General features: G+C 60.1%; 12 protein-coding genes. 4 read left to right on the forward strand and 8 right to left on the reverse strand.

Annotation, left to right across the window (positions count from 1 at the left end; translation table 11 throughout):
* Positions 1 to 112 precede the first annotated feature (112 nt).
* Positions 113 to 1,171 carry a substrate-binding domain-containing protein gene (locus tag BM045_RS09895; protein ID WP_170848456.1) on the forward strand — a complete coding sequence of 353 codons (1,059 nt, stop codon included), beginning with the start codon at positions 113 to 115 and terminating at the stop codon, positions 1,169 to 1,171.
* Positions 1,172 to 1,399: 228 nt separating this feature from the next.
* Here the strand turns inward: BM045_RS09895 and BM045_RS09900 are convergent, their stop codons facing one another.
* Genes BM045_RS09900 through BM045_RS09910 form a run of 3 tightly spaced genes read right to left on the reverse strand, consistent with a single transcriptional unit; the run spans position 1,400 to position 5,239 of the window.
* Positions 1,400 to 3,124, reverse strand: coding sequence for an ABC transporter ATP-binding protein (locus tag BM045_RS09900; protein WP_092183211.1), 1,725 nt, complete (start codon positions 3,122 to 3,124; stop codon positions 1,400 to 1,402).
* The gene (locus tag BM045_RS09905; protein WP_092182674.1) at positions 3,124 to 4,254 is read right to left on the reverse strand and encodes an ABC transporter permease; all 1,131 of its coding nucleotides are present in this window, start codon (positions 4,252 to 4,254) and stop codon (positions 3,124 to 3,126) included. The genes BM045_RS09900 and BM045_RS09905 overlap by 1 nt, the downstream gene beginning before the upstream one ends.
* A gap of 1 nt (position 4,255) precedes the next feature.
* Entirely contained in the window at positions 4,256 to 5,239 is a 984-nt protein-coding gene (locus tag BM045_RS09910) for an ABC transporter permease (protein ID WP_092182676.1), read from the reverse strand.
* 241 nt (positions 5,240 to 5,480) lie between these two features.
* On the opposite strand from BM045_RS09910, the gene BM045_RS09915 reads away from it, so the two are divergent.
* The 3 genes from BM045_RS09915 (at position 5,481) to BM045_RS09925 (ending at position 8,508) form a co-directional block, all read left to right on the forward strand.
* Positions 5,481 to 7,394 (forward strand): ABC transporter substrate-binding protein, encoded by a 1,914-nt coding sequence (locus BM045_RS09915; protein WP_092182678.1) that lies wholly within the window; start codon positions 5,481 to 5,483, stop codon positions 7,392 to 7,394.
* 126 nt (positions 7,395 to 7,520) lie between these two features.
* Entirely contained in the window at positions 7,521 to 8,087 is a 567-nt protein-coding gene (locus tag BM045_RS09920) for a nucleoside/nucleotide kinase family protein (RefSeq protein WP_092182680.1), read from the forward strand.
* 58 nt (positions 8,088 to 8,145) lie between these two features.
* Positions 8,146 to 8,508 carry a DMT family protein gene (locus BM045_RS09925; RefSeq protein WP_170848457.1) on the forward strand — a complete coding sequence of 121 codons (363 nt, stop codon included), beginning with the start codon at positions 8,146 to 8,148 and terminating at the stop codon, positions 8,506 to 8,508.
* Between the two features lie 117 nt (positions 8,509 to 8,625).
* On the opposite strand, the gene BM045_RS09930 is transcribed toward BM045_RS09925, so the two are convergent.
* Genes BM045_RS09930 through otnK form a run of 5 tightly spaced genes read right to left on the reverse strand, consistent with a single transcriptional unit; the run spans position 8,626 to position 12,865 of the window.
* Positions 8,626 to 9,399 (reverse strand): type IV toxin-antitoxin system AbiEi family antitoxin domain-containing protein, encoded by a 774-nt coding sequence (locus tag BM045_RS09930; protein WP_092182684.1) that lies wholly within the window; start codon positions 9,397 to 9,399, stop codon positions 8,626 to 8,628.
* A complete protein-coding gene (locus tag BM045_RS09935; RefSeq protein WP_092182686.1) occupies positions 9,396 to 10,472 on the reverse strand; it encodes an AbrB family transcriptional regulator in 1,077 nt (358 codons plus the stop codon). The genes BM045_RS09930 and BM045_RS09935 overlap by 4 nt, the downstream gene beginning before the upstream one ends.
* On the reverse strand, positions 10,469 to 10,951 hold the full coding sequence (gene rraA / locus BM045_RS09940) for a ribonuclease E activity regulator RraA (RefSeq protein ID WP_092182688.1): 483 nt from the start codon (positions 10,949 to 10,951) through the stop codon (positions 10,469 to 10,471). Before rraA ends, BM045_RS09935 begins: the two co-directional genes overlap by 4 nt.
* Positions 10,952 to 10,958: 7 nt before the next feature.
* Complete coding sequence (otnC, locus tag BM045_RS09945; RefSeq protein ID WP_092182690.1) at positions 10,959 to 11,597, reverse strand: 3-oxo-tetronate 4-phosphate decarboxylase; 639 nt, start codon at positions 11,595 to 11,597, stop codon at positions 10,959 to 10,961.
* Entirely contained in the window at positions 11,594 to 12,865 is a 1,272-nt protein-coding gene (gene otnK, locus BM045_RS09950) for a 3-oxo-tetronate kinase (RefSeq protein WP_092182692.1), read from the reverse strand. Before otnK ends, otnC begins: the two co-directional genes overlap by 4 nt.
* Between the last annotated feature and the right edge of the window lie 10 nt (positions 12,866 to 12,875).

A 12,875-nucleotide genomic window follows, 5' to 3' on the forward strand; every position in this document is an offset into this window, starting at 1 on the left:
TCTATGCGACGGCGTCTCGCCGCCTCCTCACCCGGTCATCAAAAATTGTTTGATTGATTGTCCGGTGTGTGTATAATGATTGAATGTTTGCTGAGCGTCAATGGAGCACTACGTGGAGCTGATCGAGATTTTGCGCGAAGCGGCCCTCTCGGCGGAGCCGGGCAGTCGCTTCCCCACACTCCGGGAGCTCATGTCGCGCTATGGAGCCACGCAGTACGCTGTACATACTGCCCTGAAAGCCTTGAATGCCGAGGGCGTGCTGATCTCGCAGGTGGGTAGCGGCTCCATCGTCGCCGACCACCAGGCGCAGGGTGCAGGCAAACCGGCGAAGCAGCCTCGAATATTGCTCCTTCATCACCGCGGGCGCAGTGAGAAAGGCGATATGATCGGCGACGCGCTGCATCAGGACCTGCTTGATCATGGATATCGGATGGTCTCGATCGCGTACGGGAACGGCGAGGATCTTACGTCGCTGGTCGGTGACGGCTCTTTCGATGTGTGCGTGCTGCAGCCACGATCGTCTTTGATCTCCACCAAGATGCTCGAAATCGCGCGTCGATGCGCTCGCTTCGTCGTCGTCGAGGGGCGAAACCTCGACGGCATGGAATTCGACGTGGTAGCCAGGGATCGACGAGCCAGCTTGCGGCTCGCCTTGCGTCACCTCTGGAGTCTCGGCCATCACCGCGTGGGCCTCCTGAGCGACATCAAGGACGATGGGAGCGAGCCCAACGACTACGAGCAGATGTTCGACTTCTGGTCCGAGTTCGCAGCGCCTTCGCAGAACCCACCGTTCATCCACCGAATGGCCAACGACGATACGCAGAAGGAAACTCTGTCGCGGGTGTTCCATGCGTGGAAGGCGATGGCGGAGAGTGCTCGACCGACAGCGCTTGTCGTCTATGGTCGCATCCCCGCGACGACCCTGCTCGAGGTCTCCAAGGATGCCGGCGTTTCGATCCCGAATGACCTCGGGGTCTTGCGGATCTGTTCCACAAGTATCGAGAGCCTGCACGGCGACTTCTTCACGACAGCAGGTCGATCGGCTGAGAGCGTCGCCGCGACGATCGCGGAGCTGGTGGATTGGCGCCTGGCCAATCCCAACGCTGGACCCAGGACGACGCGTGTCAGACCCCATCTCGTCACTCGGAGCAGTATTGCGGCACGACTGTGATAATGGCCGGCGCGAGGAAGCGACCGATCAATGATGATCCAACTCCGGCATCTCTTCGAAATGAGGGCCGGCGCGACGACACGGTTCGAGGAAGTCAGCCGAGCTTCGTAAGCGCACCATGTGGTCCTCGAGCACGTCCCAGGAACGTCGTGATCAAGTGCATTCCGGTGACTCTCAGAGCTCACCGCCCGAGTTAGCGAGCTCTGAGTTATCCTCGATATCAGTAGGTCATGCCGTTTCCCGGTACCGCGTACGGGTCTTGGTGTTCCGCAACCTGGGATCAGCGATGGGCACTGCCGACAGCAGGGACTGCGTGTATGCATGCTGCGGATCGTTGCAGATGGTCTCCGTCTCGCCTTGTTCGACTATCTTGCCGCGATACATCACCACCATGCGGTCGCAGAAGTAGCGGACTAGCCCGACGTCATGGCTGATGAACAGGTAGCTCAGGTCGAGCTTCTCCTGCAGGTCCAGCAGCAGGTCCATGATCTGCGTGCGAATGCTGACGTCGAGGGCCGAGGTGGCCTCGTCGGCGATGATTAGGCGAGGCTCCGGAGCGATGGCTCTAGCGATGCTGATGCGCTGTCGTTGGCCGCCGGAAAAGGCGTGCGGATATCGCTCCATTGAGCTGCTTGGCAGCCCCACCAGATCCAGCAGTTCAGCGACCCGGTCGCGCCGGGATCTGCTCGTCCCCAGTCCGTTGTTGACGAGCGGCTCTGCGATGATCTGCCCGACAGTCATCCGCGGATTGAGACTGCCAAACGGATCTTGGAAGACGATGCGCATCTCGCGCCAGACCTCTCGCAACTGGCTGTCTGACAGAGGTGCAATGTCCTGCTCGTCGCTGCCGCCGAGCTTGTAGAGGATTTTTCCAGAACTGACAGAATGGATGCGCTGGATGCAGCGGGCCAAGGTCGTCTTGCCCGAGCCGCTCTCGCCGACAATGCCGATGTTCTCGCCAGCGCGCAGCTCGATGTCCGCGTCGTGCACGGCGACGAGCTTGCGAGCGCCCCGACCGAAGAAGCCCGGAGACAGCTGATACTCTTTTCGAAGGGACTGCGTCCGAAGGATCGGCTCGCCCAACGGGCGCACCTGGCGCATGGCAAGACGACGATCCGATGGTGCCTCCGCATTCTTGGCCGCGCGCAACAGGGTGCGCGTGTATTCGTGCTGCGGATTGGCGAAGACGTCGAAGACATTGCCCCTTTCGAGCAGGCGACCATGGCGCATCACGGCGACCTCATCGGCAATCTCAGCAACAACCCCCATGTCGTGAGTGATGAACAAAATCGCCATGCCATTGGTCTTCTGGATGGTCTTGAGCAGCTGCAGGATCTCGGCCTGGATTGTCACGTCGAGCGCTGTCGTAGGCTCGTCGGCAATGAGAATGTCCGGATTGCATGCCAGTGCCATGCCGATCATGGCGCGCTGGCGCATGCCGCCTGAGAACTCGAACGGATATCGGTCGACCGCGCTCTCTGGATCGGGGATCTCGACTTTGGCCAGCAGCTCTATTGCGCGAGCGCGGGCGGCCCGCCTGTCGAGACCATCGTGCACGCGAGCCGACTCAGCAACCTGATCGCCGATCTTGTGAACGGGCGACAGCGAACTCATGGGCTCCTGGAAGATCATGGCAATCTCTCGTCCCCGGATCGATTTGATTTCGGGGCCGCGGGGTTTGAGCTTGGCAAGGTCGATCACGCCCCGTCGCCCGGAACGGCCGGGATGGAGAAGGATGGAACCGGAAACGATCCGGCCCGGTTCATCGACGATCTGCAGGATCGAGCGAGACATCACGCTCTTACCGCTGCCGCTCTCCCCCACGACGCAGAGAGTTTCGCCGGGATAGAGATCGAGGGACACATCGTCCACCGCCCTAAATTCTCCGTTGGCGGTGGCGAAGGACGTGACGAGGTTCTTGATCTCGAGACTGGGACTGCGCGTATCGGACATCATCCACGCTCCTGAGCATAGGGGTCGGCGGCATCGCGAAGGCCATCGCCGAGGAAGTTAAGGGACAACACGGCAAGTGCCACGAAGATGCCGGGTATGAAGAGCCACGGCGCCGTTGCGATGGCGCGGATGTTCTGCGCTTCCTTCAGCAGCACGCCCCAGGAAACGCTGGGTGGGAGCAACCCCAGACCAAGGAACGACAACGACGTTTCCGCCAGGATCATCACCGGGATCGCGAGCGAAACCGACGCGATGATGTGGCTGGCAAGCGAGGGCATCATGTGCCGGAAGATCACGCGGAGCGGGCGTGCTCCGTCGAGGCGTGCAGCAACGACGAAGTCCTCGGTCTTGAGGGCAAAGAAACGCCCGCGGACGACGCGCGCCAGCTCGGTCCAGCCTACCAGGGACAAAATGACCGTAATGGCAAAGTATCTCGTCATCGGGTCCCAGTTGGCAGGTATGGCCGCGCTCAGTCCAAGCCAGATCGGGATGGTCGGCATGGCCATGATCAGCTCGATGACTCGGGAGGACACCCGGTCGAACCAGCCGGCGAAATAGCCCGCGACCCCGCCCACAAGCATGCCGAGAACAAGGCTCATCGCCACGCCAATCAGGCCAATCGACATTGAAATGCGGGTTCCTGATACCGTGCGGCTGAACAGGTCTCGCCCCATGCGGTCGGCACCGAAGAGATAGAAGCGTCCATCGCCTTCCGCTGCGATAAGCTTGTGCTGCATAGGGATTAGGCCAGCGAGCCGATAGGGCTCCCCGTAACCTAGGACGTGGATGTAGGTCTTTGCATCCGGGTCTTCAGCGTAGCTGGCGGTTAGTGTCAGCGGATCTCGCGTAAGAACCATGTCAATCACGTGGGGCCGGAACGACCAGTTACCCGCGCCATCGGCCTCGAAGAAGCGGATCGCCTGGGGCGGATGGTAGACGTCCTGGGATGCTGTGCTGTTCGGATCGAAAGGTTGAAAGAATTCCGCGAAGGCCGCGACGAGGTAGAGCAACGTCACGATGACGAGCCCCGCCATGGCAAGCTTGTGCTTGCGGAAGCGCCCCCAGATGAGGCGCCATTGCGATGCGCTAGCGGTTATGCGTGGGTCGAGAACTTTTGCTTCAGTTTGCATGTCAGTTGTACCGAATACGCGGATCGACGACCGCAAGCAGGATGTCCGAGACGAGCATGCCCACGATGGAAAGGATGCAGAGCAGCAGGATGAATGCGCCGGCCAGATACATATCCTGGGACATGAGCGCCTGAAGCATCAATGGGTCTGCAGTGGGCAGCGACAGGACGAACGCCACGATGGTCGAGCCCGAGATGATCTGCGGGAAAGCCCATCCGATCGTCGAGACGAAAGGATTGAGCGCGAGGCGCACAGGATATTTGAGCAGCAGCTTCAACTCGCCCAGGCCCTTGGCCCGCGCAGTCGTGACGTAGGGCTTGTAGAGCTCGTCCAACAGATTAGCGCGCATGATGCGGATCAGGCTCGCCGTCGAGGACATGCCAATGATCACGACTGGTATTACGAGGTGGGAAAGAAGATCGAGGAGCTTGGCCCAAGACCATGGCGCAGTGGCGTATTGGGGCGAGAACAGTCCCGTCACATCAGCGCCCAAATAAACCACACCGAAATACATCAGGGTGAGAGCGACCAGGAAATTAGGCGTGGCGAGCCCGATGAAGCCGATTACCGTGACGACATAGTCGCCCGCCGTGTATTTGCGGATGGCGGAGTAGACACCGACCGGCAAAGCGACGGCCCATGTGAAAAGGATCGTCGAGAGAGCCAGAATTATCGAGAACAGCATCCGTTCGCCGACGAGGTCCGCCACCGGTTGCTGCCACTCGAAGGACATACCGAAGTCCCCACGGAGAATGTTGGTGATCCACTTCCAGTACTGGGCGATGAAGGGTTCATCGAGCCCGAACCTGTCCCTCAACGAATTCAGCCGGGCGGTGTCTACCGATTGACCCGCGGCCTCAAGCTTGGCGGCATAGGTCGTCAGGTAGTCGCCGGGCGGCGCCTGAATGATAACAAACGCCAGGAACGACGCGCCGATCAGGAACGGTATGGACCATAGCGTGCGTCTCAGAATATATGCTAGCATTGAACCTCCCAGATGACTTGAGCTGAGCTCGTCGTCACTCGCTCCTCCCAACACCAGCTGCTCCCCGTTTTGGTTTTTTGCACCCAAAAATGCAAATAAGGGTAGTTTGACCGATGTTTCTGCATTTCATTGTGCATTTATCCATTGTTAAATCCAGTCTTTTGTGGAAGCAATCGACCACGGAGCGATACAAATGGCTTTTGCGCTGCATAAAAGCTAACCGCTCCTCAAAGGAGGAAACATGAACAATAGGCTGATGAGGACAGCTCGTTTGATGCTGGCATCGACGGCTGCCTTGATACCGGTCTCGGTCTACGCACAGGCGACGGGAGAAGCGCCCGCTCTAGCAGAACTCGTGGCCAGTGGTGTTTTGCCGCCGGTGGCCGAACGCGCTTCAGCGGAACCCGAGGTCATTGATGCAGGTGCGGTCGGAACCTACGGTGGCGCCATTCGCTTCGGCATCGCTGGCACGTCGGACGACGGTAGCGTCTCGCAGATGGTAGGGTCCTATGGGCTCGTCCGCTGGGCTATAAGCCTCACCGAAGTCGTTCCAAACGTCGCCTCCTCCTTCGAGGTCTCGGACGACGCTCGCGAATTCACTTTTCATCTACGGGAGGGAGCAAAGTGGTCGGACGGCAAAGCATTCACCGTCAATGACGTGGAATTCGCAGTGAACGAGGTCATGCTCAATGCAGACCTTGGAGAACTGTCCACGCGATTCATGTCAAATGGTGAACCTCTGCAATTCGAAAGGGTCGACGATACGACCTTCAAGATCAGGTTCAATCACGCCAACGGCGACTTCCTTGGCAATCTCGCCCGCGAAGAAGGTCAGGCCCTGGTTCTGTACCAGAAGGAATACTGCTCGCAGTTTCTTCCCGCCTCCAACCCCGACCTCGACGCCTTGGTCCAGTCCGAGGGCGCTGCCGACTGGCAAACCCTGTTCATGCAGAAGTGCGGCAACACCGACGACGGCCTCCGTTGGGGCAATGCCGAGCGCCCCACTCTCGATCCGTGGGTTGTGACCACACCCTACGAGGGCGGTGCCACGAACGTGGTCTTCGAGCGCAATCCATATTTCTGGCAGGTCGACGCCCAAGGCAATCAGCTGCCTTACATCGATCGTCTCGAGGGGCGTATCTTCCAGGACCCGGAGGCTATGGTGCTCGCGGCAATCGCCGGCCAGTTCGATTTCCAGTTCCGGCACATCGATGCACCCGGCAATCGCCCCGTGCTGGCCGAGAACCGTGAAAAGGGTGGATATCAACTCTACGAGGTGATCGCGGCGGGTGGCAACTACAACTGGATCATGCCCAACCTCAACCACCAGGACTCGGTAATCAACGAGCTGATAAACCAGAAGGACTTTCGGGTCGCGCTCTCCATCGGCATCGACCGCGGCGATGTCATCAACACCGCCTTGCTGGGCGTCGGCACGCCATGGCAAACCGGGCCTTTCGAGACCAGCCCCCTCTATCATGAAGGGGTTTCAACACAGCATCTCGAATACGACGTGGACAGGGCAAATGCGCTGCTCGACGGTCTGGGCCTGACGGAACGAGACGCGAATGGCATTCGACTGATGAAGGATGGCCGGCCCGCGCGGTTCCTTGTCGATATTCGGTCGTCCTATGGCTATATCATCGACGTGATGTCGCTCGTCGATCAGCACTGGCACCGGATCGGCATCGACATCGATCTCAACGTCATCGACACTTCGCTCTACCGACTTCGCGCAGAGTCGGCCGAGCACGACTTCACCACCGATAGCGGCAACGCGACCTGGATGCCTGGGCAGCTTCCCTCCGCCCTTCTCCCGATCGACAACAGCTCGCGCCAGGCGCCGCTCTGGACCTTGTGGTACGAGACCGATGGCGCGGAAGGTGTCGAGCCGCCGAAGCATGTGAAAGATCGCTACGAGATCTGGGAGCAGATCTCGGCCACAGCCGATCCTGACCAGCGCAAGACGCTGTACCATCAGTTGGCTGACATCGCCGCCGAGCAGTTCGAGGCGTTCGGCATAACGAAGAATGCCTCTACCTATGGTGTCATCAAGAACGGTCTGACGAACGTGCCGCCAGGCATGGCCGCGACATCACAGTTCCCAAGCCCCGGCGACATCTTCCTGTCTCCGGCCTGGTTCTGGGCGCCGTAGCAGCTCTTGAATGGGGCCGGACCACGCGTCCGGCCCAACTCCAAACACCCATTCCCTAATCCCCCTGTCGCGCCGCCGCGGCGGGCGGACCACCACGTCAATCGGCGGCATAATTCGAGGACATCGATGACTGTAAATGGAAGCGGCTACCTCTTCGTCTATCTCGGCACAAGTAAGTCTGGTCGCAAGATCATTGCGGGAAACGCCGCCGAGAAGTTCGGACTGAACAAGATCGTGAAGTATGCGTCGCGGGACCGCAAGGCGGGGGACGAGGATGGGTCGACCCAACACTTCATGTCCAAGGAGGAGTTTCAGGACGCCCAGGCTGCGGGCAAGTTTATCGCGGTTACCAAAAATGACGACGGCGATCTGTTCGGTGTCACCCGCGAGCAAATCGAGAATGCGATTGCCGACGGGCAGTCGGCCTATCTGACGATTCCAAATCCAATGGATGATCTGCTCGAGACTTTCAACGGGCGCGTCATCCGGATTTTCACGTACACGACGCGCGAGGATTTTATCCGGCTGCTTAAGGACGCCGGCGAGACCGAGGAGAAAATTGCAAAGAAACTAGAGTTCTACGACCGGAAACTGGAACTCCTCCCAACTTGCGACCACGCGTTCCAGAACGACAACCTCGACGAGACGCTAGTGGCTTCCAACGCAGCCGTTGGCGGCTACGTAGCCCGATAGATTTCCGGGCTGCTGGCCCCAAGGACCAGCAGCCCACTCACCGCGCCGGATGTCGCCCATGCATTTTATCATCTCGCCTCAAGTGTTGCCGATCCTCCTGTTGGTCGTGTCCAACATCTTCATGACCTTCGCTTGGTATGGGCATCTGAAGTTCCCCGGCCATTCTCTGTGGCTGGTCGTGATGATCTCATGGGGCATTGCTTTCTTCGAATATTGGCTAGCCATTCCTGCGAACCGCATAGGACATGCCGTATATAGTGCAGCCGAGTTGAAGACTATTCAGGAGGTAATTACCTTATCCATATTTGTCATCTTCTCCGTGGCCTATCTTCGCGAACCGCTTACCGCCAATCACCTGGCGGGATTTGCTTGTATCGCCATCGGTGCATTTTTTATCTTCCGCGGTCCGCTTCCGAGCTAAAAAACTGACCTGCACTAGGACTGTCGCCCACCGCCTCCGACAGCTGTTCTGCGGCGGCAACGACTTGCGGCAGCGGCGTCCCGCAAAACTCGAATTCTCCACAACGCTTAGCGCAGACTACTGGCTGAACAACTGCCAGCGACGTTCCAGCGCTGGTTTCGCTTTCGAAGTATGGCCGACTGGGCCGAGACCGGTCGGACGACTTGCACCATCGATGCGCTCGGCGATCGTGTCCGCCAATTGCTTTGCCCCAGCAAGGTCAAGAAAATATCCCAGCCGCTGCAACACCGATACAGGTGTAAAGCCCAGGAGCAGTGGCACCTCGGCAACATCCATGCAGCCGGCCATTTCGCCAAGCATGGTCCTCACCAGGTCGTGGGAGGCCATGTGACGGCGGTACCTGAGAAGGTCTACTGCTGTTAGCAACGCCGATGACAGCCTCAACTGCGCGACGTCTCCGCGGCGGCGCTGGAGCATATCCAAGGGCGGCATGTTCTTTCGGTGAAAGAACTCCACATGCTGCGCGGACAGTCTGAAGGACCGCAAAATCTTGCTCGATACGACCTGAAAGGGTGTGCCAGCCGGCACCCGGGCACCATGCGCTTTGGCTGCGGAGAGCAATCCCACATAGTATGGCGCCCTGTCGTGAGTCATGATGTCATCGATGATATCCTGCATCGGCGGAGCGCGCAGCGGACCGTCTCGATGCGAGGGAATGACGTAAAGCCCCTGGCGAGGCTTGAACAGCGCCTGCCGCCGGATCGCCATCTGAGATGCATCGGCGAAAGCGGAGGAGGTCATCCCGAATAGATTTTGGGCCTCTGCCAGCGTGAAGGTGAGACATCCCCCAGAGCGCAAGGCACGAAGCCTCTGGTTGAAACGCTCGCTCATGAAGTCGAGTACGGCGGACCGTCGAGGCGCCGGCGAGTGATTGTACCGAAGAGTGCCGGCCCTATCATCAGGACCCCCAGAACCCGCGCAAGGTGGTGAAGCGCGACGAAGCCGACGTTGCTGCCCAAAGCGATCGCGATGAGGCTCATTTCCGTCAACCCACCAGGGGAGTAGGCGAGCACTAGAGTGACGAGGTCGTAGTCGCTGACTGCCGCCACTACAGCGGCCGTGGAGACAGCCAGTACGAGGTGTCCGATCAAGGTCAGGAACGAAGTCGCGCCGATCCTTGCCAAGACCCGGAGATCGGCACCGATAAAGCGCGCACCAACATTCACCCCAAGGACCACCTGAGCGGCAGCGATGAGAGCATCCGGGATCACGAAGGTGGTGAGCCCCAGCAGGTGGGCGCCTCCACTAAGCAGCAAAGGTCCTAACATGGGGCCGGAAGGCAGCCTGAGGCCACGGCCAATGGCCATGCCTACGATGAGGCATCCGAGGAACCACGCCACGGAATTGGAGTCGATCATTCCGAGCCCGCCGCCACTCGTATCGCGGGAGGATCGGTCATAGCCGATGAAGAATTGCAATAGGAGCGGCAGGAGCATTACTACGGAGAAGACGCGTACGGTGTGCACCAATGCGATGGCCTTCTGATCCCCGCCCTTCTCCTCACCGATCAGTGACATTTCCAGCAACCCGCCAGGAAGCGCGCTGAAATAGGCCGTAACCTGATCCAACCGAGCGACGCGACGAAGGATGGTGTAGGCGACCACGGTACCGATCACGCTGGTCACCAGCAGCCCGGTCAGCGGCAGCCACCAGCCGACCGCCCCACGAATGAGTTCGAGGCTGAGGCTGGCGCCGAGCATCGTACCAACGATGCCTTTCATCGCGGGGCGCAACCGGGCGGGTGCAGCAATCGGCAGGCGGGTGACCGCCGCGATTGCAGTCGCCAGCATGGCGCCAAGCATCCATGCCAGTGGAAGATGGAAGTAGCTGAGCAATATCCCGCCGGCTGCACCAATGGTGAGACTGAGCAGGACCTTAGCGAATGCGACCCAGCCGGACCTCATTCAGCATAGTTTTCCTGCGAAACAAGGACACCATCGGCGTCGCAGTAGATGTAATCGCCCGGTCGAAACGTCGCTCCGCCGAAGTTCACCGTGCCGCCGGTCCGACCCGCACCATCCTTGCTGGACTTCATGGGCGAGGTACCAAGGCAAAATACGCCAACGTCCATGGCGGCGATTTCTTCGGCGTCCCGAACTGCGCCGTTGATCACGATGCCCGCCCAGCCATTGTCGCGCAGGATGATTGCGATCTGGTCGCCCAGCAGAGCGAAGCGTGTAGAGCTACCGCCATCGACGACCAATACTCGCCCATTGCCCGGCTTCTGTAGCTCAGCCTTCAGCAGGACATTGTCCTCATGGCATTTGACCGTCGCAATAGGTCCGTTGAAAGCCTTGCGCTGACCTAGCTTGAGGAAAGGCAGGTGGCAGAGGGTGAGTGCGTCGGCATGCGCGTCGACGAGGTCGGCAGTCTTCAATTCCATTCTCCGCTCAATAGGCCGCGAAAATGCGGTTGAGTTCATCCACCTGCTCGCTGTTGAGCAAACGCGTTGGACTGTTTCGCAGGAGGACGATCAATTTCGCCGTCTCCTCGAGCTCCTCAGCGGCAAAGACGGTGGACCGCAAGTCTTTGCCGCTGACGACCGGACCGTGATTGGCCAACAGGACCGCAGCGTGGGCACCTCGCAGATCGCGAATGAGGTCGCCTGCTTTTGCGTCGCCCGGCCTTACGTATGGCACTAGCTTGACCCTGCCGACCCGCATGACGACGTAGGGCGTCAGCGGGGGGATGCAATCCTCCGCATCGACGTCGGTCAGACAGGACAGGGCCGTAGCAAACGTCGAGTGGAGATGGACCACCGCTCCAGTTCCCGGACGCGTCTCGTAGAACGCCCGGTGCAGGAAAATCTCCTTGGATGGGGCATCGCCGCTGACGTGATTGCCATCCGCATCCAACTTTGTAATGCGATCCGGGTCCAGAAAGCCGAGGCATGAGTTGGTGGGCGTGATGAGAAGCCCATCAGGCACCGCAACACTGATGTTGCCGGCAGAACCGACCGAGAAGCCGCGATCGAACAGCGACTTCGAGAGCCGCGCCAGTTCAAGTCTTGTTTCGCCTTCAGCACTCATTGACCTGCGAGCCTTTCCAAGGCTTTGGAGAAGAAGTCGGGAGCGCCGAAATTGCCCGACTTCAGGGCCAGCGCAACGGGTCGGTCACCGGTCGAACGCAGGACCGGCACGCCAGGATCGATTTCGGGTCCAATGGTGAGCGCACCGAGGTCCAGCGCCGAGACGACCGCTCCTGAAGTCTCGCCGCCTGCCACAACCAACCGAGTTATGCCGCGATCGAGCAGGAGCCGAGCCGCCTGAGCGAAAAGATCGTCGAGATTATGGGCGACTTTCTCTCGACCATACTGAGCCTGCAGAGCTCCAACCTGTTCTGGTGTCCCGGAAGAATAGGCGAGCGGGGCTTCGCCGGGATGGGCGAGTATGAAATCGACGATGTCCTGCGGCCCGAACCGACCGGCCATCACCTCGTGGACGTCGATCGCCAGCGTGGGATGATCCTTCGCGTGCAGGTCCACTTGTTGCCGAGTGGCACCCGAACAGCTTCCCGCCAGGATGCCCTCTTGGCCCGGAACCCCGACCACTTCGGCCGAGCTGCCCTTTGCTTCTCCGGAACGAATGAAATTACGGGGCAGACCCAACGCAATTCCGGAGCCGCCCACTAGGAGCGGCGCGGTGCGGGCGGCCTCTGCAATGGTCAGCAGATCGGCGTCATGGATCGCGTCGACGATGACGAGTTGCTGGCCAAGCATGGCCGCATAGTCGATGTCTTCGGCGACCGCAGCAGCGCCCGCGTGAACGACCGGCCAGGCCACGAGGCCGACCTCGCCCTTCGACTGCAGCTTGAGCCAACGCCGAATGTCCGCATCTGTCATGGGATTGAGGGGATGGTTCTGCAGGCCGGACTCGTTGAGCAGCCGGTCGCCGACGAAGAGGTGACCTTGGTAGACGGTGCGCTTCATCGTGGGAAACGCCGGACACACCACGACGCCGCGGGTGTTCAGCCTATCCGCCAGTGCTTCCGCTACGGGGCCGATGTTGCCCGCCGTGGTGGAATCGAAGGTGGAGCAGACCTTGAACACGATCTGCCGGCAGCCTTGGGCGAGGAGCCATTCCAGCGCCCCAAGCGAGTGAGCCACAGCGTCCTCGGCGGCGATCGACCGGCTCTTTAGCGCGATCACGCCCGCTTCGACGTCGGTCGGAGCGGGAGCTTTTGGCACTCCAAGGAATTGGGCGGTTCGCAGGCCTCCCTCGCCCGCCACGCCTTTGGCCAGCGTGTTGGCGATGTCGCTGGCGCCGGTGAAGTCGTCTGCAATCACTCCGATGAGCACGAATTCGCTC

Origin of the sequence: Devosia sp. YR412 (assembly GCF_900110945.1) — a bacterium.
GTDB lineage: Bacteria > Pseudomonadota > Alphaproteobacteria > Rhizobiales > Devosiaceae > Devosia.

Bases quoted from the DNA above. Each gene is read 5' to 3' on its own strand.
- BM045_RS09900 (WP_092183211.1), bottom strand. From the start codon at position 3,124: ATGTCCGATACGCGCAGTCCCAGTCTCGAGATCAAGAACCTCGTCACG.
- BM045_RS09905 (WP_092182674.1), bottom strand. From the start codon at position 4,254: ATGCAAACTGAAGCAAAAGTTCTCGACCCACGCATAACCGCTAGCGCA.
- BM045_RS09910 (WP_092182676.1), bottom strand. From the start codon at position 5,239: ATGCTAGCATATATTCTGAGACGCACGCTATGGTCCATACCGTTCCTG.
- BM045_RS09915 (WP_092182678.1), top strand. From the start codon at position 5,481: ATGAACAATAGGCTGATGAGGACAGCTCGTTTGATGCTGGCATCGACG.
- BM045_RS09920 (WP_092182680.1), top strand. From the start codon at position 7,521: ATGACTGTAAATGGAAGCGGCTACCTCTTCGTCTATCTCGGCACAAGT.
- BM045_RS09925 (WP_170848457.1), top strand. From the start codon at position 8,146: ATGCATTTTATCATCTCGCCTCAAGTGTTGCCGATCCTCCTGTTGGTC.
- BM045_RS09930 (WP_092182684.1), bottom strand. From the start codon at position 9,399: ATGAGCGAGCGTTTCAACCAGAGGCTTCGTGCCTTGCGCTCTGGGGGA.
- BM045_RS09935 (WP_092182686.1), bottom strand. From the start codon at position 10,472: ATGAGGTCCGGCTGGGTCGCATTCGCTAAGGTCCTGCTCAGTCTCACC.
- rraA (WP_092182688.1), bottom strand. From the start codon at position 10,951: ATGGAATTGAAGACTGCCGACCTCGTCGACGCGCATGCCGACGCACTC.
- otnC (WP_092182690.1), bottom strand. From the start codon at position 11,597: ATGAGTGCTGAAGGCGAAACAAGACTTGAACTGGCGCGGCTCTCGAAG.